Annotated in this window: 22 protein-coding genes; 9 read left to right on the forward strand and 13 right to left on the reverse strand. The window is 69.3% G+C overall.

Features of this window, described 5'->3' with window-relative positions:
* Positions 1–33: 33 nt before the first annotated feature.
* Positions 34–744, reverse strand: coding sequence for a response regulator transcription factor (locus ABIC70_RS19225; protein WP_020094607.1), 711 nt, complete (start codon positions 742–744; stop codon positions 34–36).
* Positions 745–1,048: 304 nt separating this feature from the next.
* On the opposite strand from ABIC70_RS19225, the gene ABIC70_RS19230 reads away from it, so the two are divergent.
* The 3 genes from ABIC70_RS19230 (at position 1,049) to lepA (ending at position 4,272) form a co-directional block, all read left to right on the forward strand.
* Positions 1,049–1,834, forward strand: a complete 786-nt coding sequence (locus ABIC70_RS19230) for a HugZ family pyridoxamine 5'-phosphate oxidase (protein ID WP_051044813.1) — start codon at positions 1,049–1,051, stop codon at positions 1,832–1,834.
* A 25-nt stretch (positions 1,835–1,859) separates the two neighbouring features.
* Positions 1,860–2,096, forward strand: a complete 237-nt coding sequence (locus tag ABIC70_RS19235; RefSeq protein WP_236952957.1) for a hypothetical protein — start codon at positions 1,860–1,862, stop codon at positions 2,094–2,096.
* Positions 2,097–2,469: 373 nt separating this feature from the next.
* Positions 2,470–4,272 carry a translation elongation factor 4 gene (gene lepA / locus ABIC70_RS19240; protein ID WP_043761264.1) on the forward strand — a complete coding sequence of 601 codons (1,803 nt, stop codon included), beginning with the start codon at positions 2,470–2,472 and terminating at the stop codon, positions 4,270–4,272.
* Positions 4,273–4,430: 158 nt separating this feature from the next.
* On the opposite strand, the gene ABIC70_RS19245 is transcribed toward lepA, so the two are convergent.
* The 3 genes from ABIC70_RS19245 to ABIC70_RS19255 all read right to left on the reverse strand — a co-directional run bounded on the left by ABIC70_RS19245 (position 4,431) and on the right by ABIC70_RS19255 (position 7,871).
* Complete coding sequence (locus tag ABIC70_RS19245) at positions 4,431–4,748, reverse strand: c-type cytochrome (protein ID WP_043351655.1); 318 nt, start codon at positions 4,746–4,748, stop codon at positions 4,431–4,433.
* A gap of 222 nt (positions 4,749–4,970) precedes the next feature.
* Positions 4,971–6,254 carry a PQQ-dependent sugar dehydrogenase gene (locus tag ABIC70_RS19250; RefSeq protein ID WP_043351653.1) on the reverse strand — a complete coding sequence of 428 codons (1,284 nt, stop codon included), beginning with the start codon at positions 6,252–6,254 and terminating at the stop codon, positions 4,971–4,973.
* 114 nt (positions 6,255–6,368) lie between these two features.
* Positions 6,369–7,871, reverse strand: coding sequence for an NAD(P)/FAD-dependent oxidoreductase (locus tag ABIC70_RS19255; RefSeq protein WP_354440648.1), 1,503 nt, complete (start codon positions 7,869–7,871; stop codon positions 6,369–6,371).
* Positions 7,872–8,062: 191 nt separating this feature from the next.
* Here ABIC70_RS19255 and ABIC70_RS19260 point away from each other — a divergent pair, with 191 nt between their 5' ends.
* On the forward strand, positions 8,063–9,850 hold the full coding sequence (locus ABIC70_RS19260; protein ID WP_354440650.1) for a hypothetical protein: 1,788 nt from the start codon (positions 8,063–8,065) through the stop codon (positions 9,848–9,850).
* Between the two features lie 3 nt (positions 9,851–9,853).
* Here ABIC70_RS19260 and ABIC70_RS19265 read toward each other — a convergent pair whose 3' ends face one another.
* The 7 genes from ABIC70_RS19265 to ABIC70_RS19295 all read right to left on the reverse strand — a co-directional run bounded on the left by ABIC70_RS19265 (position 9,854) and on the right by ABIC70_RS19295 (position 17,685).
* Positions 9,854–11,083, reverse strand: coding sequence for a molybdopterin molybdotransferase MoeA (locus tag ABIC70_RS19265; protein WP_354440652.1), 1,230 nt, complete (start codon positions 11,081–11,083; stop codon positions 9,854–9,856).
* The gene (gene moaC / locus ABIC70_RS19270; protein ID WP_043351646.1) at positions 11,080–11,571 is read right to left on the reverse strand and encodes a cyclic pyranopterin monophosphate synthase MoaC; all 492 of its coding nucleotides are present in this window, start codon (positions 11,569–11,571) and stop codon (positions 11,080–11,082) included. Before moaC ends, ABIC70_RS19265 begins: the two co-directional genes overlap by 4 nt.
* 3 nt (positions 11,572–11,574) lie before the next feature.
* On the reverse strand, positions 11,575–12,462 hold the full coding sequence (trpC, locus tag ABIC70_RS19275; protein WP_043378522.1) for an indole-3-glycerol phosphate synthase TrpC: 888 nt from the start codon (positions 12,460–12,462) through the stop codon (positions 11,575–11,577).
* On the reverse strand, positions 12,459–13,496 hold the full coding sequence (trpD, locus tag ABIC70_RS19280; RefSeq protein ID WP_043351643.1) for an anthranilate phosphoribosyltransferase: 1,038 nt from the start codon (positions 13,494–13,496) through the stop codon (positions 12,459–12,461). The genes trpC and trpD overlap by 4 nt, the downstream gene beginning before the upstream one ends.
* Positions 13,497–13,531: 35 nt before the next feature.
* Entirely contained in the window at positions 13,532–14,146 is a 615-nt protein-coding gene (locus ABIC70_RS19285; protein ID WP_043761266.1) for an anthranilate synthase component II, read from the reverse strand.
* A 110-nt stretch (positions 14,147–14,256) separates the two neighbouring features.
* Positions 14,257–15,780: an anthranilate synthase component I gene (gene trpE, locus ABIC70_RS19290; protein WP_354440654.1), complete on the reverse strand. Its 1,524-nt coding sequence runs from the start codon at positions 15,778–15,780 to the stop codon at positions 14,257–14,259.
* 3 nt (positions 15,781–15,783) lie between these two features.
* Positions 15,784–17,685 (reverse strand): peptidylprolyl isomerase, encoded by a 1,902-nt coding sequence (locus tag ABIC70_RS19295; RefSeq protein ID WP_354440656.1) that lies wholly within the window; start codon positions 17,683–17,685, stop codon positions 15,784–15,786.
* Between the two features lie 187 nt (positions 17,686–17,872).
* Between ABIC70_RS19295 and tpiA the strand changes: the two genes are divergently transcribed.
* Positions 17,873–18,634: a triose-phosphate isomerase gene (tpiA, locus tag ABIC70_RS19300; RefSeq protein ID WP_043348827.1), complete on the forward strand. Its 762-nt coding sequence runs from the start codon at positions 17,873–17,875 to the stop codon at positions 18,632–18,634.
* Positions 18,635–18,778: 144 nt separating this feature from the next.
* Here tpiA and ABIC70_RS19305 read toward each other — a convergent pair whose 3' ends face one another.
* On the reverse strand, positions 18,779–19,225 hold the full coding sequence (locus tag ABIC70_RS19305) for a nuclear transport factor 2 family protein (protein ID WP_354440658.1): 447 nt from the start codon (positions 19,223–19,225) through the stop codon (positions 18,779–18,781).
* 308 nt (positions 19,226–19,533) lie between these two features.
* On the opposite strand from ABIC70_RS19305, the gene secG reads away from it, so the two are divergent.
* The 4 genes from secG to ABIC70_RS19325 all read left to right on the forward strand — a co-directional run bounded on the left by secG (position 19,534) and on the right by ABIC70_RS19325 (position 23,843).
* On the forward strand, positions 19,534–19,953 hold the full coding sequence (gene secG, locus ABIC70_RS19310; protein WP_043348833.1) for a preprotein translocase subunit SecG: 420 nt from the start codon (positions 19,534–19,536) through the stop codon (positions 19,951–19,953).
* A gap of 156 nt (positions 19,954–20,109) precedes the next feature.
* Entirely contained in the window at positions 20,110–21,738 is a 1,629-nt protein-coding gene (gene pyrG, locus ABIC70_RS19315) for a CTP synthase (protein WP_043348836.1), read from the forward strand.
* Between the two features lie 57 nt (positions 21,739–21,795).
* Positions 21,796–22,248 carry a DNA polymerase III subunit chi gene (locus ABIC70_RS19320; protein WP_043758368.1) on the forward strand — a complete coding sequence of 151 codons (453 nt, stop codon included), beginning with the start codon at positions 21,796–21,798 and terminating at the stop codon, positions 22,246–22,248.
* Positions 22,248–23,843: a S10 family peptidase gene (locus ABIC70_RS19325; RefSeq protein ID WP_354440661.1), complete on the forward strand. Its 1,596-nt coding sequence runs from the start codon at positions 22,248–22,250 to the stop codon at positions 23,841–23,843. Before ABIC70_RS19320 ends, ABIC70_RS19325 begins: the two co-directional genes overlap by 1 nt.
* Positions 23,844–23,906: 63 nt before the next feature.
* Here ABIC70_RS19325 and ABIC70_RS19330 read toward each other — a convergent pair whose 3' ends face one another.
* The gene (locus ABIC70_RS19330; protein ID WP_354440663.1) at positions 23,907–25,265 is read right to left on the reverse strand and encodes a discoidin domain-containing protein; all 1,359 of its coding nucleotides are present in this window, start codon (positions 25,263–25,265) and stop codon (positions 23,907–23,909) included.
* Positions 25,266–25,405: the final 140 nt, after the last annotated feature.

Raw genomic sequence — 25,405 nt, forward strand, 5'->3', positions numbered from 1 at the left:
TGGTCCGGGCGGTCACGGGGCGGATCCTGGAGATCACGCCTCCTTGAAGCGGTAGCCGACGCCGTAGAGCGTCTCGATCATGTCGAAGCTCTGGTCGGTAACCTTAAACTTCTTGCGCAGCCGCTTGATGTGGCTGTCGATGGTCCGGTCATCGACATAGACCTGATCGTCATAGGCCGCGTCCATCAGGGCGTTGCGGCTCTTCACCACGCCGGGGCGCTGCGCGAGCGCCTGCAGAATCAGGAACTCCGTGACCGTCAGGGTCACCGGCTCGCCCTTCCACGTGCAGGTGTGGCGCTCGGGATCCATCATCAGCGCGCCGCGCTCCAGCGACCGGGCGGCCACCTCGGCCTCGCCCCGGGGCGTGCTGCCGGGGGCCTCCTTGGCGAAGCGCCGGAGCACCGCCTTGACCCGCTCCACGAGGAGCCGCTGCGAGAACGGCTTATGGATGAAGTCGTCCGCGCCCATCTTAAGGCCGAACAGTTCGTCGATCTCCTCGTCCTTCGAGGTCAGGAAGATCACGGGAAGGTCGGATTTCTGCCGCAGGCGTCGGAGAAGCTCCATCCCGTCCATGCGCGGCATCTTGATGTCGAAGATCGCGAGATCGGGCGGCGAATGGCGCAGACCGTCCAGGGCGGAGGCGCCGTCCGTGTAGGTCTGGATGCGGTAACCTTCGGTCTCCAGCGCGATCGACACAGAGGTGAGGATGTTCCGGTCGTCGTCGACGAGGGCGATGGTCGGCATGCGCGGTCCCTGACTGAACGGGCTCAGGCGCGGTCCCGGCTCTACGCACAGGCCGCGCCGCATCCCGGCCCACGAGGGGCAGACGAAAACGCGAACCGGGCAGTTTCGGCGCAGCCCGGCACACGCAAAGGGACAGGTGCTTTAGTACGACCGATCGGAAAAAGCGAGCGGCGGTCATAGCTTGGCCGTAACAGCGGCACGCCGCGGCCCATCTGACGCGGTTCGGACGCCTCGCGCGCGCTGCAGCAAATCGCTAACATGGCGGCGGAATGCGGCGGCAATTCGGACCGGGGAGGAATCGCGGATGGGCGAGACGATGGACACGGGTCCGGGTCCCGGCGGACCGGCCCGTCCGCTGCCCGCCGAAGCGGCGCCGTTCGACGCGATCGGCCTGTCGCGGATGCTCCTGCGCAGCATCCGTTCGGGTGCCCTCGCGACCCTGGATCCGGACGGCACGCCCTTCGCGTCCCTCGTCACCATCGCCACCGACGCGGACGGCACGCCGCTGATGCTGCTGTCGCGGCTGTCGGCCCATACCCGCAACCTGCTCGCCGAGCCGCGCTGCTCGCTGCTGTTCGCGCAGGGCGGCAAGGGCGATCCCCTCGCCCATCCCCGGCTGACGGTGGTCGGCCGCGCCGTCCAGACACCTGAGGCGCGGGCACGCGAGCGGTTCCTGGCCCGCCACCCGAAGGCCAAGCTCTACGCCGATTTCCCCGATTTCGGCTTCTTCGCCCTCACGCCGGATGCCGGCCATCTCAACGGCGGCTTCGCGAAAGCCGCGACGCTGACCCGGGACCAGCTTCTCCTCGATCTCTCGGATGCGCAGCCGATCGTGGCCGGCGAGCGCGGCGCCGTGGAGCATATGAACGCCGACCATGCGGACGCGTTGGCGCTCTACGCCACGGGCGCGGGCGGCGAGGCCGGGCTGCCCTGGCGGCTCACCGGCCTCGACCCCGAGGGCATGGACCTGATGGCGGGCGATCGCACCGTCCGGGCCCCCTATCCGGAGCGCGTCACCGACATGGGTGCGCTGCGCAAAAGTCTCGTTGCCATGGCCGCGCGGGCGCGCGCGACCGGTGCGGACGCGTGAACGCGCAAGGACTTCACGATCAGGCATGGCGAAAAGTCGCTGCGTGCCCCATATCGGGGCGATGAGCGATACCCAGACTGATACCTACCCCTTCAGCCTCGATGTGGAGCCGGTCGGCGAGAGCGGCTCCCTGTTCCAGTGGAGCATCCGCAAGCACGGCAAGCTGCACCAGCGCTCGGACCGGAAACATCCGACCGAGGCCAAGGCGCGCTCCCATGGCGAGGCCGAGATCGAGCGCCTGATCCGCGACCGCGGTCGCTGATCCGACGGACGATCGTCGGCGACAGTCCCGTCGTTCACCCGGGGGCCGGCACGTTCCGGCCCCCGTCGTTTGTCCGTGGACCGGACGACCGGGTCCATGCCCTCCGTCATCCCGGGACCGCGACGCGCAGCCCGCGACCGGGACACCCAGCGGGATCCGACGGCGCCAGCCGGTGCGGTTCTGGTATTCGGACCTTTCTGCGCCCGCTCGAAATGACGGGACGGGACCCTCATCGCGTCGGCGCCGGTCCTCAGGCGCTTAGGCCGCGCTTGGCGCCTTCCCGCGGCGCTGCTATCTCGCGCGGGAGCCGATCTTTTCGAATACGTCCCGACGTCAGAGGGTGCGCGCCAGCGTGCGCCCGAACGGAATGCCGATGACAGCCCCGATCGAATCCATCCGCAATTTCTCGATCGTCGCACATATCGACCACGGCAAATCGACCTTGGCCGACCGGCTGATCCAGGCCACCGGCACCGTCGCGCTCCGCGACATGAGCGAGCAGATGCTCGACTCGATGGATATCGAGAAGGAGCGCGGCATCACCATCAAGGCGCAGACCGTGCGCCTGGAATACAAGGCGCAGGACGGCAAGGATTACGTCCTGAACCTGATGGACACGCCCGGCCACGTGGACTTCGCCTACGAGGTGTCGCGCTCGCTCGCCGCCTGCGAGGGGTCCCTCCTCGTGGTCGACGCCTCGCAGGGCGTGGAGGCGCAGACCCTCGCCAACGTCTATCAGGCGCTCGACGCCAACCACGAGATCGTGCCCGTCCTCAACAAGGTCGACCTGCCGGCGGCCGAGCCGGACCGGGTGAAGGAGCAGATCGAGGAGGTGATCGGCCTCGATGCCTCCGACGCGGTGCCGATCTCGGCCAAGACCGGGCTGAACATCGAGGCGGTGCTGGAGGCGATCGTCACCCGCCTGCCGCCGCCGAAGGGCAAGAGCGACGCGCCGCTGAAGGCGCTCCTCGTGGACAGCTGGTACGACGCCTATCTCGGCGTCGTCGTGCTGGTGCGGATCATCGACGGCACCCTCAAGAAGGGCATGACCATCCGCATGATGGGTGCCGACGCGGTCTACGGCGTCGACCGGATCGGCGTGTTCCGGCCGAAGATGGCCGATATCGACGCCCTCGGCCCGGGCGAGGTCGGCTTCTTCACCGGCTCGATCAAGGAAGTGGCCGACACCCGCGTCGGCGACACCATCACCGAGGACAAGCGCCAGACCACCGAGATGCTGCCGGGCTTCAAGGAAGTCCAGGCGGTGGTGTTCTGCGGCCTGTTCCCGGTGGACGCGGCCGAGTTCGAGAACCTCCGCTCGGCCATGGGCCGGCTGCGGCTCAACGACGCCTCCTTCTCCTACGAGATGGAGTCTTCGGCCGCCCTCGGCTTCGGGTTCCGCTGCGGCTTCCTCGGGCTCCTGCACCTGGAGATCATCCAGGAGCGACTTGAGCGCGAGTTCAACCTCGACCTGATCTCGACCGCGCCCTCGGTGGTCTACCGCCTCAAGATGCGCGACGGGGAGGTGAAGGAACTCCACAACCCGGCCGACATGCCGGACATCATGAAGATCGAATTGATCGAGGAGCCCTGGATCCGCGCCACGATCCTGACGCCCGACGAGTATCTCGGCGGCGTGCTGAAGCTCTGCCAGGACCGTCGGGGCGTCCAGATCGACCTCAACTACGTCGGCAAGCGCGCCATGGTGGTCTACGACCTGCCCCTGAACGAGGTGGTGTTCGATTTCTACGACCGGCTGAAGTCGATCTCGAAGGGCTACGCCTCCTTCGATTACCACGTCTCGGATTACCGCGAGGGCGACCTCGTGAAGATGTCGATCCTGGTGAATGCCGAGCCGGTGGACGCCCTGTCGATGCTGGTCCACCGCACCCGCGCCGAATCGCGCGGCCGGGCCATGTGCGAGAAGCTCAAGGACCTGATTCCCCGCCACCTGTTCCAGATCCCCGTCCAGGCGGCGATCGGCGGCAAGATCATCGCCCGTGAGACGATCAAGGCTCTGTCCAAGGACGTCACCGCCAAGTGCTACGGCGGCGACATCTCGCGCAAGCGCAAGCTTCTGGACAAGCAGAAGGAAGGCAAGAAGAAGATGCGCCAGTTCGGGCGCGTCGAGATCCCGCAGGAAGCGTTCATCGCGGCGCTGAAGATGGACGATTGAGGCGCCGCGTTGGTGAGGCGCTTTCCGTCATCTGTCACGAGGAAGACGCGAGAGCCGATCTTGTTTTTGCGTTCGAACGTGATGGCCGGTTCTGAAATGGGAACCGGCCTTTTCCGTCGTTGCGAGCGCAGCGACGATGCGGGGCGCAAAAAGAGCGTCTACCCCGGCGGCAGCACGTCGATCTGGATCCCCGCATAATACGCCGCCAGATTGGCGATATCCGCGTCCGACAGCTCCTTTGCGACCACGTTCATGATCTCGTTCTGCCGCTTGCCGTCGCGGTACTCGGTGAGCGCCTTCACGAGGTAGGGCTCGACCTGACCCGCGAGGTTCGGCGCCTCCGGCAGCTTCGAGAGCCCGTCCATCCCGTGGCAGGTCTGGCAGGCGGTCGCGCGCTTCTTGCCCGCAGCAGCGTCGCCGGCCTCGGCCGAGAGCGGGACGAGCGTGGCGGCAAGGAGGAGAAGCAAGCGGATCATCGGGGCGGGCTCGAACTCTCGGACCGGTGGAGACTAACCCCGCGCTTCCGGACGGGGCGCGAGTCCCCTCTCCCGTGCGGGAGAGGGACAGGGTGAGGGATCGGATCTTTCCGGAAACGGCGCACCCCTCACCCCGACCCTCTCCCGGACGGGAGAGGGGGTGCGTCGCGCCCGTTCGCGACGGGGCGTCCCTCTCGGTGAGGGGCGCCCCGTCACAAGACACTACTTCTCGTAGGAGATCCGATAGATCGCCCCGGCGGAATCGTCTGAGACCAGCAGCGAGCCGTCGAGCATCACCGCCACGTCCACCGGGCGGCCGAGATACTCGCCGTCGCCGGTGAGCCAGCCCTCGGCGAAGGGCTTCACCGATTCCACCTTCCCGTCGGCGCCGAGCTTGGCGAACATCACCCGGGCGCCCACCGGCTCGGTGCGGTTCCAGGACCCGTGCTCGGCGATGAAGATCCCGCCCTTGTAGGAGGCCGGGAACTGCTTGCCGTTGTAGAAGGTCATGCCGAGATCGGCCGCGTGCGGGGGCAGTTCGGCCTGCGGCGCGACGGCGTCGGCCGGCGGGGTCTGGTCCTTGTACTCCACCGTGCGGACCGCGCCGCCGCCGAACCACGGGAACCCGAAATTCTCGCCGGCCTTGGTGGCGCGGTTGAGTTCGCCCGGCGGCTTGTCGTCGCCCATGCCGTCCACTTGGTTGTCGGTGAACCAGAGGGACTTGTCGGTGTTGAAGTCCATCCCCACCGAATTGCGGATGCCGGTGGCGTAGACCTCGCGGTTCTTGCCGTCGGCGTCGATGCGGATGATGCCGCCGATGCCGGTCTTCTTGTAGAGATCCATCTTCTCGGGCGGCGGCACGTTGTAGGGCTGGCCCAGCGCGATGTAGGTCTTGCCGTCCGGCCCGACCCGGCAGACCCGGGCGGTGTGGTTGAAGCTCTCCTCGGAGGCCGGGATCAGCGCGCCCTGCTTGACCAGCACGCCGGCGGCGACGTCCGGATTCTCGTAGAAGAACTCGGCGGCCGGGAAGGCAAGGACGCGGTTCTGCTCCACCACGGTGAGCACGCCGTCCTTCGAGAAGCAGACGCCGTTGGGGATCTTGAACGCGATGCCCGGCGCGAAGGGCCGGACCTCGTCGGCGACCCGGTCCTTGTCGCGGTCGGTGACCGTGAAGATCTTGCTCTTGCGCGTGCCGACGAACAGCACACCGGCATTCGGGCCGACCGCGATGGCGCGGGCATCCGGCACCACGGCATAGAGATCGATCTTGAAGCCGTCCGGCAGCTTGATCTTCGACAGGTTCTTGCGGATCGCGTCGGCGCGCCGGCCGGTCTGCGGGATTTCGGCGGCGGCCTGCGTGTCCGTGCTATGGAAGCCCTCGAGCTTCTCCAGATCGTCGGTCTTGGCCTTGGTCTCGGCAGGGGCGGCGCCCTGCGCCAGGGCGGGCAGAACCGCCGCCGGCATGGCCACGCCCGCGACGAGCGCGGCGAGAAGCAGAGATCGCATCGAAACAAATCCTCCCGGCGGCCCTCGGTTCAGGGCATTACCGGAAGGGAACGATAGGGGCGCGGGAGAGACCGGCAAGCCGCTTCGGTGACGCGGGCCCGGTGCTGTTGCGCGTCAGGCGACCTTCCGCGGCACGAGACGCTCGTTGCCCAGCGCCGCCTCGGCCCCCGACACGCCAGCCTCGGTGTACTCGGCATCCTCGTTGACCCGCCAGACGTCGTGCCGGCGCCGGCCGCAGAGGATGTTTTCCACGGTCAGCATCGCGGTCATCATCGCATGGTCCTGGTTGTTGTACTTGTGCATGCCGTTGCGGCCGACGAGGTGCAGGGTCGGGAAATCCCGCTCCAGCTCCCGCCGCACGGTGACGACGTGGCCGGCATACTCCTCGTCGTAGACCGGGTAGGCCTTCGGCTGGCGGACCACGCAGGCATCGACCACGTCGGCCGGGTCGATCAGGCCGATCTGACCGATCTCGCGCTTGGCGAGCTCCACCAGCTCGGCATCGTCGGCGTTCCAGAGGCCGTCGCCCTCGAAGCAGAAATATTCGAGGCCCAGGCAGGTATGGTCCGCGTCCGGCACCATCTCGGGGGACCACGAGCGGAAGTTCTGCACCCGGCCGACCTTCACCGACGGGTCGTGGATGTAGATCCAGTTGTCCGGGAAGTTCTTGTCGGACTTGGCGATGAGCGCCACCGTCAGGAAATCGCGGTACTTCAGCGCCCGGGCGTTGAAGGTGCTGAGCGGCCGCGGGCGGATCGCGTCGACCAGCTCACGGACCGGCGCGGACGAGATGACGTTGCGGGCCGTGAAGGTCTCGCGGCTGCCGTCGGCGCGGCGGGCCGCCACCGTCCAGATGCCGGTCCCGGCATCGTAGCTGAGGGAATCGACGCTGCGGTCGAGGCGCAGGTGGCCGCCCTGGGCCTCGATCTTGGCGGCGGCGGCCTCCCACATCATGCCGGGTCCCCGGCGCGGATAGCGGAACGACTCGATCAGCGTCTTGATGACGGGACCGCCGGCCGGGGCCCGCTTGCGCAGGCCCAGGGAGCGCTTGATGCCGTCGCGGATCGCCGCGCCGAGGTCGAGCCCCTTGATGCGCTGCGCCGCCCAGTCGGCCGAGATCGCGTCGCAGGACATGCCCCACACCTTCTCGGTGTAGGTCTTGAAGAAGATCGCGAACAGGCGCTCGCCGAACTGGTTGCGCACCCAGGCGTGGAAGGTCTTCGGCTCCTCGACCGGCCGCAGGCGGGCATAGAGGTAGGAGGCGACGCAGGCCGCACTGGTGAAGACGCCGAGGTTGCGGAGTGCCTCGAAGGCCTTGAGCGGGTAGGCGTAGTACCGGCCGCGATAGTAGATCCGGGACAGGCGCGGCCGCTCGATGAAGTCGTTGGGAAGGATCTCGTCCCAGAGATCGACCACGGCCTGCGACTTCGAGAAGAAGCGGTGGCCGCCGATATCGAACAGGTAGCCGTTGTGGGAAACGGTTCGCGAGATCCCGCCGACCTGCGCCGGATCCCGCTCCAGGACGGTGACGGAGCGCCCCTTCTTCGACAGCAGGTAGGCGGCGGTCAGACCCGCGGGCCCCGCGCCGATCACCAGCGTCTCGGTGTGGTGGCTCATCCCATGCTCCGGCGATTGGTGCGGCGCGCGACGCGCAGGACGCCGACCGGACGGCAGGATGCCGGGTCGTGGTTAAGGAATCGCTGGCGCGGCGGCGGGAACGCGCGGCCGATGTCCCTTGACCGCGCGTTAAGCCGAACCGCGCCAGCATGACGGCGAGGGCATCGACCGCCCGCCCGGGTGATCCAACCATGCCGGCTCCGGCGCCCCTGCCCTCCCGACCGCGCCGGCGGATCGAGACCCGCACGCTCCTGTGGGTGCTCGCCGCCCTCTGCATCGCGACGATGAACGCGCCTGACGCGGTGTGGGAGACGATCCGGCACCTGCGGGTTCCGGATACCGACGACGCCATGCGCCTCGTGGAAGTCCGCGACCTGCTGGCCGGACAGGGCTGGTTCGACAACGTCCAGTACCGGTTCCTGGCCCCGGCCGGCACGCCCAGCCACTGGTCGCGCCTCGTGGACGCACCCATCGCGGCGATGATCCTGGGACTCACGCCCCTGACAGGTCGCGCGCTGGCGGAAGGCCTCACAGCCGCCTTCTGGCCCATGGTGCTGTTCGGGCTCTACGGCTGGGTTCTGTATCGCGGCGTCCGGCACAGCTTCGGGAGCCGGGCCGCGCTCCTGGCCCTGGTGGCGGCGACGCAGACCTTCGGTGTCACGATCCAGTTCCAGGCAGGCCGGGTCGATCATCACAATCTGCAGATCATCGCGATCCTCGGCCTCGCCTTCTGCATGATCGGCGGCGATCTGAAGCGGGGCGTGATCGGTGGGATCCTGGCCGCCGTCTCCCTGGCGATCGGGCTTGAGGGGCTGCCCTTCGTGGCGCTGGCCGCCCTGTATCTCACGGGCGACTGGTGCCTGCGCGGAGCGCCCGCCCGTGCCCCGCTGGCGGGCTTTGGCCTCGGGCTCGGGGCCGCCGCGCCCGCATTGTTCGCCGTGCAGACAGCGCCTTCCCTCTGGGGTGTCTCGCATTGCGACGCGCTCTCGCCACCGTGGCTCTGGCTGACCGTGGGCGGCCTCGTCTTCGCCACCGGAGTCGCCGTCGCGGGAGAGCGCCTCGCGACGATCCGCGCCCGGCTCGCCCTCGCAGGCTTGGCCGGATGCGTCCTTCTGGTCGGGTTCGTCGCCGCCTTCCCGGCCTGCCTCGGCGGCCCCTTCCCGGACATGCCGCCTCTCGTGCGGATCCATTGGCTGCTGACCGTCAACGAGATGGCGCCGCTGACGAAATTCGTGGCGCGCGGCCAGTGGGAGGCGCTGGTCTTCTATCCCGTCGTGATCCTCGCGACCTTCACCGCATCCGGGATGGCCTGGTGCGGGCCGGAGCGTCGGGCTTGGTCGGTGATGGCGCTATTCCTGTGGCCCGGGCTGATCCTCGGCATCGTTCAGTTCCGCGGCCTCTACATCGCTTCCGGCTTCGTGCCGCTGGTGGCGGGCATCATCCTTGATCGGGCGCTGGCGCGCGCCGCAGGCCCGCCTGCCGATGGCCCACGCTGGCAGATCGCGCTCCTCGGCGCCGGAATGATCAGTTGCCTCTGGATGATCCCGGCGCTCCTGTTCGGAGCGTTGGCGCCGGACCTGCGCACCGCGCCGGATGCGGCCGAGGTCACAGCCTGCCTCAGCGATGCCGCCGTCAGCCCTCTCGCGGCCCTGCCGGAGGGCACCGTGCTGGCGCCGATCGTCCTGGGACCGTCGATCCTGTTGCGGACACCGCATAAGATCGTGGCCGCGCCGTATCACCGGGCGATTCCCGGACTAACGGCCGCAATCGAAGGGCTGGGCGGTACCGAGGCCGACCTCGACCGGGTGCTGACGGAGTTCGGCGTTCAATACCTCGTCGCCTGCCCGGCCCGGCCGGCCGACGATCTTCAGGCCGAGACGGCCTTCGCCACGCGACTCGCCCAGGGCAAGGTCCGGAGCGCCCGTCTGATGCCGCTGGACATGCCCGGCCCTCTCAAGGCGTGGCGCGTGATGCCCTGAGCGTCAGAACAGGCGACGATCGAGACGGATGATCCGGCAAAGATCGCCGGCGGTCGCGGCCGGCGCGTGCGGCGCGCGGATGAGCAGGGCCTCCGAGCGTCCGAGAACGCCCAGCATGGAGGAATCCTGGCGCTGCTCGGCGGTCGCGATGGGCAGCTGGCCAGGTTCCACGGTGAGGCTCGCGCGCATGTAGTCGGCGCGGCCGTCATTCGCCGAAAGGTCGCGGCCGAGCCTCGCCGGCTCGCTGCGGTCGGCGCCCGCCTGCGGATCCCCCTGGAGCGCACGGATGGCCGGGACCGCGAACAGCAGCCCGCAGACGATCGACGAGACCGGATTGCCCGGCAATCCGATCACCAGCATGTCGCCGAGGCGGCCGTGCATCAGCGGCTTGCCCGGCCGGAGGGCGACCCGCCAGAACCCGAGTGCCAGACCCTCCTTGGCGAGCGCGCTCTGAACCAGATCGTGGTCGCCGACGGAGGCGCCCCCGAGGGTCACGAGCAGGTCGGCCCGGGCCTCGCGGGCCCGACGGAACGCATCCGCCAGGGCGGCGTGGTCGTCGGCCGCGATGCCGAGATCGATGATATCGGCACCCGCCTCCGCCGCGAGGGCCGCGAGCGCGAGGCTGTTCGAAGCGACGATCTGGTCCCAGCCGGGCGTCGCCCCGGGCTCCACCAACTCATCACCGGTGGCGAGGATCGCAACCCGCGGCCTCCGCCGCACGGAGAGGCGCGGATGGCCAGCCGCCGCGGCCAGCGCCAAGCGCCGGGCGTCGAGGCTCATGCCGGCCGGGATCAGGGTTTCGCCCGCGGTGAAATCGAGGCCCGCCCGACGGATGAACCGCATCGGCTCGACTGGCTCGAGGACGCGCACCGTCCCATCCTCCGCGGACGCATTCTCCTGGATCAGGATCGCATCCGCACCCTCCGGAACCGGCGCGCCGGTGAAGATCCGCACCGTCTCGCCTGCGCCGATGCGTCCCGAGAAGCCGTGTCCGGCCGCACTGGTGCCGATCATCCGCAGGGATGCCCCCACCTCTGAGGCGTCGGCGCTGCGCACGGCGTAGCCGTCCATGGCCGAGGCCGGGAACGGCGGCTGTGTGCGGGAGGCGCCGACATCCGCGGCGAGCGTCCGGCCGGCAGCCTGCGCCAGCGGCACGGTTTCGGGTTCGACCGGACCGGCGACGCTCGCGAGAACGCGCGCCAGAGCCTCGGCGACCGGGATCAGGTCGCTCATTCCTGCGGGGCCCGATACGCGCCCGAGCGACCGCCGTCCTTTGCGATGAGGCGTATGCCCTCGATGCGCATGCCGCGATCGACCGCTTTCACCATGTCGTAGACCGTCAGGCAAGCCACCGAGACCGCGGTCAGGGCCTCCATCTCGACACCCGTCGGACCCTGCACCCGGACTTCCGCGGCGATGCGCAGGCCCGGCAACGCCGCGTCGGGCTCACACTCGACCCGGACCTTCGACAGCAGCAGCGGGTGACAGAGGGGGATCAACTCGTGGGTGCGCTTGGCCGCCATGATGCCGGCGAGTCGCGCCGTGCCGATCACGTCCCCCTTCTTGGCGTCGCCCTCGCGGATCAGCGCCAGGGTCTCGGGCCTCATCACGATCTGGCCTTCCGCCCGGGCGGTCCGGTCGGTGGCGGGCTTGTCGGTGACGTCGACCATGTTGGCCGCGCCGCTGGTGTCGAGATGGGTCAGCGTCGAGCCCGGCTCCATCGCTTAAGCCTTCTTCCGCGGCTTGCCGCCCTTGGTCTCCGCATCGCCGAACAGCAGGGTACGGGCCGCCTTCGCGACGTCCGGCTGCCGCATCAGGCTCTCGCCGACCAGCACCACGCCGAGGCCGTTGTCCCGGAGACGCACCACGTCGGCATGGTCGCCGATCCCGCTCTCGGCCACGGCGATGCGATCGGCCGGTATGCCCGGCGCGAGCCCGATCGCGGTCTCGAACGAGACCTCGAAGGTCTTGAGATTGCGGTTGTTGATGCCGATCAGGGCCGTACCGAGGGGGATCGCGCGGGTCAGCTCGGCCGCGTCATGCACCTCGACCAGGACATCCATGCCAAGGAGATTCGCCGTCTCCACCAGGGCCACGGCCTCGTCGTCGTCGAGGCAGGCCATGATGACCAGAATGCAGTCGGCGCCCCAGGCCCGCGCTTCGTAGACCTGATAGGGCTCGAACAGGAAGTCCTTGCGCAGCACCGGCAGCCCGCAGGCTTCGCGCGCCGCCGTCAGGTATTCGGGCCGGCCCTGGAACGAGGGCTCGTCGGTGAGCACCGACAGGCAGGTCGCGCCGCCGGCCTCGTAGGCGGCGGCCAGGGTGGCCGGATCGAAATCGGCGCGGATCAGGCCCTTGGAAGGCGAGGCCTTCTTCACCTCGGCGATGAGCGCCGGGCGGTCCTCGGCGAGGTGGGCGCGGATCGCCGCCGCGAAACCGCGCACCGGTTCCGCCTGCGCGACCCGCCGTTCCAGCTTGGCGAGCGGCACGCGCAGCTTCGCTTCGGCGATCTCGCGGCGCTTGTAGGCCTCGATCCGCGCGAGGACGTTCGGCCGCTCGGGCGGCGCCTCGGCGCCGGTCTGCTGGGTCGCGTCGTGCGTCAGCGAGCTCATCGGCCCTCCTCCCCGTTGGAGTGGTCGTTCGAAGCCCGGACAAGGCGGGCGAGCGTCGCCCGGGCCGCCCCGGAATCGACGGCATCCTGCGCCCGCGCGACGCCGTCCGCCAGGGCCTGCGCGGCACCCGCGACGACGAGGGCAGCCCCCGCATTGAGAACCGCGATATCCCGGTAGGCGTTCTGGGCGCCGGCCAGGACGGCCTCGAGCGCCCGGGCATTGTCGGCCGGATCGCCGCCGCGCAGTTCCTCGGGCGCGCGCAGCGCCAGCCCGAATTCCCGCGGGTCGATGGTGAAGCGAGACAGCCTGCCGTGATCGAGGGCCACCACCCGCGTCGGACCCGTGACGGTGATCTCGTCGAGCCCGTCGGACCCGTGGACGGTCCAGACCCGGCGGCTGCCGAGTTCCGAAAGGACGCGCGTCAGCGGCTCGGCCAGCGCCTCCTGGGCGACGCCGAAGAGCTGATAGCCGACGCCGGCCGGGTTGCTGAGCGGGCCCAGCAGATTAAAGATCGTCCGGACAGGCAGTTCGGAGCGAACCGCCGCCACGTGTCGCATCGCCGGGTGATGGGCCTGGGCGAACAGGAAGCAAAGGCCGGCCTCGTCGAGGCAGCGCACCTGCCCGGCCGGATCGAGGCCCAGACGGACGCCCAAAGCCGCGAGCACGTCGGCCGCGCCCGACCGGGAGGTCGCGGCGCGATTCCCGTGCTTGGCCACCGGCACGCCGCAAGCGGCCACCAGGATGGCGGCCAGCGTCGAGACGTTCACGCTGCCGGAATGGTCGCCGCCGGTGCCGACGACGTCGATAGCGTTTGCGGGCGCCGCGACGCGCGTCATGCGTTGCCGCATGGCCTCGGCGGCGCCGACGATCTCGTCGACGGTTTCGCCGCGCACCTTGAGGGCGGTGAGGAAGGCGCCGGCCTGGACCGGCGTCACCTCGCCCGACAACAGGTCGTCGAAGGCGGCACGGGCCTCGGCACGGTCGAGGGCGAGGCCCCCGGCGACCTTCGCGAGATGGGGTCTGAAACGATCCATGGCTTCTGACGGAGGGCCGCCCCGGCCTCCCGGCGTCAATGCACGTCGGCACGCGTCCTGTCACGCGCCGTATTCCAGGCCGTGGCAAGATCGAGGAAGTTCTTCACGATCTCCGTGCCGTGCTGCGACCGGATGCTCTCGGGATGGAACTGGACGCCATGGAGCGGACGCTCGGCATGCTCGAGCCCCATGATCAGGCCGTCCGCCTCCGCGGTGACCCGCAACGCGGCCGGGCAGGTCGCACGATCGACCACGAGGGAGTGGTAGCGGGTCGCCTCGAAGCTGTCGTTCAGGCCGCGGAACAGGCCGCGGGCGCCGTGCCGGATCGTCGATACCTTGCCGTGGAGCGGCAGGGGCGCCCGCACGACATCGCCGCCGAACGCTTGTCCGATGGCCTGGAGACCCAGGCACACGCCGAAAATCGGGATCTCCTCGGACAGATCACGGACCACGTCGAGGCAGATACCCGCCTCCGTGGGCGTGCATGGCCCGGGCGACAGCACGATCGCGTCCGGCGCCCTGGCGCGGATGTCGGGGATCGTGAGCGCGTCGTTGCGCACGACATCGACGGTCCCGCAGAGCGGACCGATCAGGTGCACGAGATTCCAGGTGAAGGAATCGTAGTTGTCGATGACGAGGACGTTGGGCATCGCGGCGGCACGCTCGGGCATGCAGGCGATGTGACCGCTCGCATTCGCGCGGTCAACCATCCGCGTCGTTCGGCAATCGGATCGGGCGCGGAACCGGTTCGCGGCCCCGCCTACTGCCCCCGTTTCGCCTGCGCGGCGAACCGCACCGCCTCCTCGGCGGCGCGGAACAGCGCCTTGGCCTTGTTGACGCATTCCTGCTGCTCGGAGGCAGGATCCGAATCGTACACGATCCCTGCCCCGGCCTGGACGTGCATCTGACCATCCTTCACCACCGCGGTGCGCAGGACGATGCAGGTGTCCATCTCGCCCCGGGCACCGAAATAGCCGATGCAGCCCGCATACGGCCCGCGCTTCTCGCGCTCCAGCTCGTCGATGATTTCCATGGCCCGCACCTTCGGCGCCCCCGAGACCGTCCCGGCCGGGAAGCCCGCCGCCAGCGCGTCGAGGGGATCGTGGCGTGGATCGAGGTCGCCCTCGACATTCGACACGATGTGCATGACCTGGCTGTAGCGCTCGATGAAGAACGAGTCGGTTACCCGGACGCTGCCGATCCGCGAGACCCGGCCGGCATCGTTGCGGCCGAGATCGAGCAGCATGAGGTGCTCGGCCCGCTCCTTCGGATCGGCAAGGAGTTCCTCGGCGAGCGCGGCATCCTCGGCCGGGGTTGCGCCGCGGCGGCGGGTTCCGGCGATCGGGCGAACCGTGACGGTCCCCTCGCGCACCCGGACGAGGATCTCCGGCGACGAGCAGACGATCTGGAACGTCTCGAAATCGAGATAGCACAGGAACGGCGCCGGATTCGTGCGCCGGAGGGAGCGGTACAGGCTGAAGGCCGGCAGGGTGAACGGCGCCGAGAAGCGCTGGGACAGCACCACCTGGAACACGTCGCCCGCGACGATGTACTCCTTGGCGCGCGCCACCATGGCGGCGAACGCGTCCGGCGACGTGTTGGAGACCGGCTCGGGATGGGCGACCGCCGACAGGTCCACCCGCGCCTCGATCGGCAAGGGACCTTCCAGGGCAGCGGCGACCCGGTCGAGACGCTGAAGCGCCTCCTCATAGGCGGCCCGGGCCGTCGTCCCGGCCGTGGGCCTCACCGGCGACACGACGGTGATCAGGTCGCGGATGGAATCGAAAACCACCATGACCCGCGGACGCATCAGGATGGCGTCCGGCACGCCGAGGGGATCCGGGTTCGGCTCCGGCAGCCGCTCCATGGCGCGGACCATGTCGTAGCCGAGATAGCCGAATAGACCGGCCGCCATCGGCGGCAGATCCTGGCCGTCGGCTTCTTCGCCGATGGCGCTCTCGGCGATCAGCGCCCGCAGGCTCGCCAGCGGTGCCCGGTCATCCGGCTCAAACCGGGTGAGGTCGGCAACGCGCGCGATCGCGGGCGCGCCATCCCGGCAGCGCCAGATCAGGTCCGGGTCGAGGCCGATCATGGAGTATCGGCCGCGCACGGCACCACCCTCGACCGATTCGAGGAGGAAGGCCGGACCGGAATGGCCGGCGCGCAGCTTGAGGAACGCCGCGACCGGCGTCTCCAGATCCGCGACGAGGCTGACCGCGACGAGGCTCGGCTGCCTGGCCTCGTAGCGCGCCGCGAAGGCCGCATAATCGGGCGCTTCGGCCATGCCTCAATACTCGCCGCCGATGGCGCGGCGCAGGGCCGCCGGATCGACCTTGACGCCCGCGTTCTTCTGAACCTCGCTGATGTACTGAGACAGGACGTCGTCGGCGAGGGCGGCCTGGAAGCTCTGCGTGATCTGCTTGTCGCTGGGGCTGTCGGCAACGAAGGCCGGAACCGTCGCCGCCGTGACCTTGAACACCGCGCGCGAATCTCCGGCCGCCGCCGTACCGGCCTTGCCGACCGGGGTCGCGAAGATCAGGTTCACGTCATCCGGCTTGAGCATGTCCTTGGCTTGATTGCGTGCGAGATCGTGGGCCTCCTGCAGGTTGACGCCGACCTCCTGCGCTGCAGCCTCCATGGTCTCGCCCTTGTTGATCTTCTCGACCAGCTCGCGGCCCTTGGCCTGAAGGCGCTTGGCGATCTCGGTCGCGGTCCAGCCGGCCTTCACGCCGTCCTTGACCTCGTCGAGGGGCTTGTCGTGGGCGGCATCGATTCCGGTGACGTCGTACCAGACATAGCCGCCGGTCTTGGTGCGCAGAGGCTCATTGTCGCCGCCGATCTCGGCGCGGAACAGGGCCGGCACAGTGGTGTCCGGATCGGGGATGTCGGCGACCCGTTGCCCGTCCGGTCCCTTGCCGTTCACGTCCACGGCCTTGACGCTGACGATCTTGAGACCACGCTCCGCCGCGATGTCGGCGAGGGGCTTTGCACCGGCCCGCTGATCCTCGATCGCGTCGCGGGTGGTCTCCATCGCGTCGCGGGCGCGGGCCAGGGCGAGGCCCTTGCGGATCTCACCCTCCACGGCCTCGAAGGGCTTCACCGTCCCGGGCTCGATCTTGGTGACCCGCAGCAACACCGTGCCGAAGCGGCCCTGGACGGGCTGGCTCACACCGCCCTCCGGCAGCGCGAAGGCCGCGTCGGCCACCGCCTTGTCGAACAGCTCGCTCTTCGTCAGCGTTCCGAGGGTCAGGTCCTTGTCGTCGGTGCCGCGCTCCGTCGCCACCGCCTCGAACGTCTTGGCGCCGTCGGTGATCGCCTTGCGGGCCGCCTCGGCGGCGGCCGGGTCTGGGAAGACGATCTGCTGGATGGTGCGTTTCTCGGGCGCGCCGTAACGATCCTTGTTGAGCGCGTAGGCGGCGCGGGCGTCGGCCTCGGTGATCGCGTCCGGCTTCGCCATCGCCTCGGGTTCGACCACAAGGAGGTTGACCGCGCGGAATTCCGGAGCCCGGAAACCGGACTTGTTGGCCTCGTACCAGGTCTTCAGCTCGTCGTCGGTCGGCTCGGGGATCTGCCCGGCGACCGAGGGCGTCAGCATCAGGTAGGCGGCGGCGCGGCGCTCGGTGGTGTAGCGGTGGACCGCCTCCCGCATGGCGACCGGCACATGCAGGTCCGACGACACCGCCTCGGCGAGTTGCAGACGGGCGATCACGGAGCGCTGCTCGCGCACGAACATGCCCTCGTTGAGACCCGCCCGCTGCAGGGTCTGGTAGAAGAGCTGCGGCTCGAACTGGCCCTGCGTGTTCTGGAAGCTCTTCTCCTCGTGGATCGCCTTGATCACCGCGGAATCCGGCACGACGAGGCCGAGATCGTGGGTCTTCTGATCGAGGGCGGCCTCGGTGATCAGCTGGGACATCACCTGCCGGTCGAGGCCGAGCATCCGCGCCTGATCGGGCGTGAGGGGACGCTTCAACTGCGTCTGATAGCGCTGCAGCTGGTTCTGATAGGCTTGGCGCACCTGCTCGGCGGTGATCGGCGTGCTGCCAACGGTCGCCACCTTGTTGCTCGCGCCGCCGCGGAAGAACTCCTCGACGCCGAAGATCCCGACGCCGGCGATCAGCAGCGTGAAGATGATCGTCAAGACGATCTTGCCGAGCCAGTGCTGGCTGGCGTTGCGGATGCCCTGAAGCATGGTCTGTGATCGAGTACCTTCGGCAGCCGTCCCGTCGCCGGGCCGGCGCTGTTCCTGAGAGCCGACCGCGATAGACCATTCGCGTCCACAGGCAAAGACTCAGGCGCTTCGGCGCGTTTGCGCGCTCAAGCTCGCTCTGGTAGGCCCCGGCAACTTCGGGAAACGCCGCGGCGGAGCGAGGGCAGGAATGACGCAATCGGGGCGCAGGCCGCTTGTCGCCGGCAACTGGAAGATGAACGGGACCCGGGCATCCATCCAGGTGGTCGAAGCGATTCGCGACGGGCTCTCGCCCGACCTCGCGGCCCGCATCGACGTGCTGATCTGCCCGCCCGCGACTCTGATCGGCTCCTGCGTGGCGGCGGCCGCCGGCTCGCCCATCGCCATCGGCGGCCAGAACCTCCATGCCCGCCCCAGCGGCGCCTTCACCGGCTCGATCTCGGCCGAGATGCTCGCCGATCTCGGCGCGCAATACGTGATCGTCGGTCATTCCGAGCGCCGGGCCTACCACCACGAGACCGATGACGGCGTCCACGCCAAGGCGCTGGGTGCCCGGCGTGCCGGCCTGTGCGGCATCATCTGCGTCGGCGAGACCATCGAGGAGCGCGAGCAGGGCCGCGCCCTCGACATCGTCCGCGCGCAGCTCGCCATCGGCCTGCCGAAGGGCGCCACGGCGGCCGATACGGTGATCGCCTACGAGCCGGTCTGGGCGATCGGCTCGGGCCGGACACCGACGCCGCGCGACATCGCTGAAGTCCACGCATCCCTGCGCGAGATGCTCGACAAGCTCGTGGGCGACGAGGCGCACAAGATCCGCATCCTCTATGGCGGCTCGGTGAAGCCCGGAAATGCCCGCGAACTTCTGTCGGTGGACAACGTCGACGGCGCCTTGGTGGGCGGCGCGAGTCTCGTGGCCGCGGATTTCCTGGGGATCTGCGCCGCCTACGCCTGAGCGCGCCTCCGGCGGTTCGATGCGCTCGCGGCGCTTGCCGTCGTCAAGCGTTGCAAAGAGACTTCAGTCTTTGCAGGGCCTGAGTGGGGCGGCACCGGACTGCTCCGCCGGCGCGGGCGGAGCGGCGATCGCACGGAGGCGCTGTCAGATCTTGAAGGCCTGACGCGCGAGCAGCCGCCAGCGGCCGTGATCCCGGTGCCAGACCTGCATCACGCCGATATGCACGGGCGCCGTCTTGCCGCCCGAGACGACTTCGCCCGTGAAGACATGTCGGGCGACGGCGTCGTCGCCGACCACCGAGACGGAGCGGTCCGAAAGAGTGATGCTCGGGAAGGCCGAGCGCTTGCTGGTGAGCGTTTCGACGAACGCCGTCTTGTCCTGCACCTGACCGCTGGAATGTCCGTAGCTCAGACCGTCGAGGACCAGGGCGTCGAGGGCAGGCCCGTCCGCGGCTAGCAGGGCTTGGGTCAGAGCGTCGACGGCCTGCTCCACGGCGGCGGCGTCGGGCCCGGCGGCCGTGCCGGGGACGGCGCGGATCAGAACGGGCGCAGCGATGGCGGCAACGAGCGCCACCCGGCGTGACAGGGACATGGTTGGCCTCCCGGACGGGGCGGCGCGTTCGGTCGGCCGCTCTCTCCCGTGCAGAAACCACGCGGCGCGGCCGAAGGCGAGGGGCGCCGCCGACAGCCGGCCGCGCGCGTCAGGTTGGCGGCGGGCGGCCGGTGGTGTATGCCGTCGCCCAATTCCGGCCGGTCCGCCCGCAAAGTCGCCCACGAGGCTTCCGCTGCACGCATGCGTGCCGGGGAGCACCGGAAGCGGCGGCGGGCTCCGGCCCTCGTGCGTTCGTCTCCCGGTGCCCGCTGCCGGCGCGCGGCGCTGAAGAAGATCCCGGAACACCGATGCAGACCGTCCTGATCGTCGTCCACCTCATCATCGTCCTCGCGCTGATCGGCGTCGTGCTGCTTCAGCGCTCCGAGGGCGGCCTCGGGCTCGGCGGCGGGGGCGGCGGCGGCGTCGCGGGGTTCATGACCGGCCGTGGCCAGGCCAACGCGCTGACCCGGGCCACGGCGATCCTGGCGGCCCTGTTCTTCACCACCAGCCTGGCGCTCGCCATCCTGTCGCATCGCTCCGCGGCGCCGAAATCGATCCTCGATACCGGCGCGCCGCAGACGTCGGGCCAGCCCGCCAAGCAGCCGACCGGCGCCGACAACCTGCTCGACACGCTCCGCCAGCAACAGGACCGGGTGCCCGCCACGGCGCCGGCCCAGCCGGCCGCGCCCGCCCAGCCGGCGGTCCCGGACGCGCCGCAATCCCGCTGACGGGCTGCGCCCGGAACGGCGCAGCGTCTCATTCCATCTCCGACGGGCCGGCACTCAGCCGGTCCGTGCCATGCGTTCCATGATCCCCAGCCCATGCGCGGGCCGGGGCACGGGTCGTTTGGCAAACGGCAGCAGCTTCTTTATGGACCGAGGCCCATGACGCGGTACGTTTTCATCACCGGCGGCGTGGTCTCCTCCCTCGGCAAGGGGCTCGCCTCCGCAGCCCTGGCGGCGGTGCTGCAGGCCCGCGGCTACCGGGTCCGGATGCGCAAGCTCGACCCCTATCTGAACGTCGATCCGGGAACGATGAGCCCGACTCAGCACGGCGAGGTGTTCGTCACCGACGACGGCGCCGAGACCGATCTCGACCTCGGGCATTACGAGCGCTTCACCGGGGTCCCGGCGAGCCGGGCCGACAACATCACCACGGGCCGGATCTACCAGGACATCATCGCCAAGGAACGCCGCGGCGACTATCTCGGCGCCACGATCCAGGTGATTCCGCACGTCACCAACGCGATCAAGGACTTCGTCCTCGACGGCAACGACGCGTTCGATTTCGTGCTCGTCGAGATCGGCGGCACCGTGGGCGACATCGAAGGGCTGCCGTTCTTCGAGGCGATCCGCCAGCTCGGCCAGGAACTGCCCCGCGGCACCTGCTGCTACGTCCACCTGACGCTCTTGCCCTACATCCCGTCCGCGGGCGAGCTGAAGACCAAGCCGACGCAGCATTCCGTGAAGGAGCTGCGCTCCATCGGCATCCAGCCCGACATCCTGCTCTGCCGCTGCGACCGGGACATCCCGGTCGATGAGCGCCGCAAGCTCGCGCTGTTCTGCAACGTCCGCGAGACCGCGGTGATCGAGGCGCGGGACGTGGCGTCGATCTACGAGGTGCCGCTCTCCTACCGGACAGCGGGCCTCGACCGCGAGGTGCTCGGCCATTTCGGCCTGGAGCACGGCGAGGAGCCGGATCTCGGCCGCTGGCGGACGATCTCCGAGCGCGTGCGCAACCCCGAGGGCGAGGTCTCCATCGCCATCGTTGGCAAGTACACGGGGCTCAAGGACGCCTACAAGTCGCTGACCGAGGCGCTGACCCACGGTGGCATCAGCCATCGGGTCAAGGTCAACCTCGAATGGATCGAGGCCGAGGTGTTCGAGCGCGAGGATCCCGCGCCGTTCCTGGAGGGCTTGAACGGAATCCTGGTGCCGGGCGGGTTCGGCCAGCGCGGCGCCGAGGGCAAGATCCGCGCGGCCCGCTACGCTCGCGAGAAGCGCATCCCCTATCTCGGGATCTGCTTCGGGATGCAGATGGCCGTCATCGAGGCCGCTCGCTCGCTCGCGGGAATGCCGGACGCCAATTCCACGGAGTTCGGCGAGACGTCCGAGCCGGTGGTCGGCCTGCTCACCGAGTGGCTGCGCGGTAACGAGCTGGAGCGGCGGGCTGCGGCCGGCGATCTCGGCGGCACGATGCGGCTCGGTGCCTATGAGGCGAAGCTCGATCCCACATCCAAGATCGCCCAGATCTACGGGTCCGAGCAGATCTCGGAGCGCCACCGCCACCGCTACGAGGTCAACATGGCCTATCGCGAGCGGCTGGAGGCCAAGGGCCTGCGCTTCTCCGGCGTCTCCCCCGACGGCCTCCTCCCCGAGACCGTGGAGCATGTCGGGCACCCGTGGTTCATCGGCGTGCAGTTCCACCCGGAGCTGAAGTCGCGCCCCTTCGAGCCGCACCCGCTGTTCAAGGGCTTCGTCGGCGCCGCGATCGAACAGAGCCGGCTGGTCTGAGCCGCGGCGGCGCGCCGCTGCTCGCGCGGCGGGCCGGAGCCCTATATCCTCGGCATCGTGACCGAGATCCTCTTCTACCATATGCAGCGGCAGCCCCTGGAACGGGTGCTGCCGAGCCTCGTCGAGCGCTCGCTGGACCGCGGCTGGCAGGCCGCGATCCAGGCCGCCAGCGAGGAGCGTCTGCAGGCGCTGGACGACCACCTCTGGACCTATTCCGACGAGAGCTTCCTGCCGCACGGGACCGATCGCGAGCCCGACGCGGCGAGCCAGCCGGTGGTGCTGACACTTCGGGACGTGAACCCGAACGCGGCCTCGATCCGCTTCCTCGTCGAGGGCGCCGACCTGCCGCCCGATGCCGGCGCGTATGAGCGGATCTGTATCCTGTTCGACGGGACCGATCAGGACGCCCTTCTGAGGGCGCGCGAGCAGTGGAAGCAGGCCAAGGAGGCGGGCCACACGGTCGCCTACTGGCAGCAGGACGATTCCGGACGCTGGAACAAGAAGGCGTGATGGTGGCCCTCAACAGACGTCTCGCGCGCGCCGCGCTCGCCTTCGGCATGCTCATCGCCCTGCCCTCCGCCGGCTGGGCAGAGGAGGCGCCGCACGGACATCCGCCCGCGGAGAGCAAGCCGGCACCGCGCGGGCCGGACGGACGACGCCTGCCCCCGGATTCCGTCACGAAGCAGAGCGTCACGCTGCCTGACGGCAGGGTCCTCGACTTCACCGCCACGGCCGGCAGCCTGCCGCTCGTCGACGAGGCCGGCAAGCTGCAGGCCGAGATCGCCTTCGTGGCCTACACGGTGGCGTCCAAGGACGGCCAGGAGCGCCCGGTGACCTTCGCGGTCAATGGCGGCCCGGGCGCCGCGTCGGCCTACCTCAACATCGGGGCGATCGGCCCCTGGCGGCTGCCCGTCGGCGGCGACAGCATCAGCCCGTCGCAGCCGGTCACGCTCACGCCCAACGACGGGACGTGGCTCGGCTTCACCGATCTCGTCTTCATCGACCCCGTCGGCACCGGCTACAGCCGGGCCGCGGACGGCAACGGCAAGGCCTACTGGTCGATCGAGTCCGACGCCGCGACCCTCTCGGCAGCCATCGCCCGCTACCTGCGCAACGACGATCGTCTAGCGAGCCCGAAGTTCTTCGTCGGCGAGAGCTATGGCGGGTTCCGCGGCCCGCTGATCACGGAGAAGCTCCAGGAAGAGATCGGCGTCGGCCTGTCGGGCATGGTGCTGCTCTCGCCGGTGCTCGACTTCGGGTGGCTGGAGACCCCGCGGGCCAATCCCTGGGGCTACGTGCTGAAGTTGCCGTCGCTGGCGGCCGGCGCGCTGGAGCGGGCCGGGACGGTACCCACGCCGGCCTTGCTGGGGGATGCCGAAGCTTACGCATCCGGTGCCTATCTAACGGATCTCCTGAAGGGGCCGAGCGATTCCGCGGCGGTTGCGCGGATGACCGAGAAGGTCGCCCCGCTGGTCGGGCTCGATCCCGCCCTGGTCCGCGCACAGGCGGCGCGCCTCTCGACCCGAAGCGTCCAGCGGGAGATCGATCGTGCCGAAGGTCGCGTGACGAGCGCCTACGATACCGGCATCACCGGCTGGGACCCGAATCCGGCCGCCGCGCAATCGAGCTTCGAGGATCCGCAGCTCACCGCGCTCCAGGCGCCGCTGACCAGCGCGATGCTCGATCTCTACGCGCGCACGCTGAAATGGCCCGTGGCCAACATGCGCTACGAGCTCCTGAACAATGCGGTCAATCGGGGCTGGAGCTGGGGCTCGGGACGACAGGCACCGGAGGTGCTCTCGAACCTTCAGGGCACCCTGGCCCTCGACGGGCACCTGCGTGTCCTCGTGGCGCACGGATTCACCGATCTCGTAACCCCGTATTTCGCCTCGAAGCTCCTGCTGGCGCAGGTCCCGGCCTACAGTGCCGGTCGCCTGAGCCTCGCAGTCTATCCCGGCGGCCACATGTTCTACACGCGTCCGGATTCCCGCGCCGCCTTCAAGGCGGATGTCGAACGGATGTACATGGACGCTCTGAAGGTCCGCGATGGCGGCTCGGCGCGTTCGGCCGGCGCACCCGCGGAACGTCTCAGGACCGCACCGTGACGTGTTCGGCCGGGATGCAGGCAGCGGGGTCGTCGCCGGTCGGATCGTGACCGGCGCGACCGATCAGACATCGTCGAAGGCGAGAGCTTCGGCCGGGTACTCCACCATGCTCCGGCGCTGAGCGTCGGTATTCTGCCACTCGCCGACCTTCATGTACCGGCCTTCGCGATCGCGAACCTCGACCACTTTCCCGATCGTGGGAATCGACTGGAAGCCCTGCGGCCAATTGGACGCGAAGTAGAACACCTGCTCGACGCGCTCCGAGAGGTGGCAGATCGCCGGCCCGAAGGTTCCGAGCCCGAAGACGAGGTAGCGGCCGTTCACCAGAGCGGCGACGTCGGAGATCAGCGATTCGCTCTGGATCTCTACGGGCAGGCCGCGCTGCGCCGCATAGGCCTCCACTTCTGCAATGACCGGGTTGAGACGGTTCTCGAAGACGAGCTTGACGGAACGAATGCGGCCCTCGGCCTGCAGCCGGTCGATGACCATCCGGTAGAAGGCGAAGGGCGGCTGCGGATAGTGCGGGTCGACCCAGGTGCTGAAGATGTCGCCCGACCGGATATGGATCAGGAGCTGATCGTCGGGCTTGGCCGCAAATGTCCGCGGCAGGCCGTTGAACAGGGGCCGGATCACATCCTGAACGATCGCGCGCGAGTCGATCGGGCCCTGCAGCGCCGTCACCCGCTCGAACTGCGTCGGATCGAAATACAGCCCGGACAGGAAGTAACCGTCCGGCGGAAGCGGCTCGTCCGGCGGAATGAACGTGATGCCGTCGCAGGTCAGCCTCTCGGTCAGAAAGATCACCTTGCTGCGGTCGACCTTCGGGACCTTGACGTATTTCAGGTTGAGCGCCTTCGCGATCGAGACCGCGATAATATACTGCACGAGGCAGTTGCCGAAGGCGCCGTTCTCGAACAGCGACAGGCCGACGAGGTTGCGGCTTGCCCGGCCAGGCGCGGATTCGAGATTGTAGGTGACGTAGACGTTAGCGCCGGGCTTCTCGTTCAGGAGCGTTATGTCGAGCCCGAGCAGCGCCCGCAGGGCGATGAGGTCGATGGCGGCTTCATCGGCGCGGATGTCGACGCCTGCGACGAGCGCCGGATCCGGCACCGCGATCCGCACGAGACGCGCCCAGGCCCGCTCGTCGGCTCCGATGGCGGCCACGAGGGCGCCCGGCTTGGCGGTCCAGCCGACGATGTCGGGCGCGGACCACGTGACGCCGTCCTGCGAGACCTCGACGGCCACATCGCCGACCTCGGGCGCGACAGCATCCTGTACGGGTCGCAGCGCGACCGCGCGGATCGGAAAGCGACCGCCCAGATCGATCTCGAGCCAGGCGGTGCCTTCATCCTGTACGATCCGGGGGGCGCGGCCGGTGGCGAGATCGACGAGGACCGGGCTCGGATCGTCTGCGAGGGCCATCGGGTCTCCGAGAACTGAGCGGAGGTGCCCATGCCGGGCCGGCCGGGCATCCGGTGCGGCGGTGCCCGCATCGGGGCGCGGACGTCAAGCCCGGCCACCTGCGAAGGGACGCACGGGAATCCGAACGGATCTGGCGCCGC

The sequence above is a fragment of the Methylobacterium sp. 1973 genome (assembly GCF_040545035.1).
Classification (GTDB): Bacteria; Pseudomonadota; Alphaproteobacteria; order Rhizobiales; family Beijerinckiaceae; genus Methylobacterium; species Methylobacterium fujisawaense.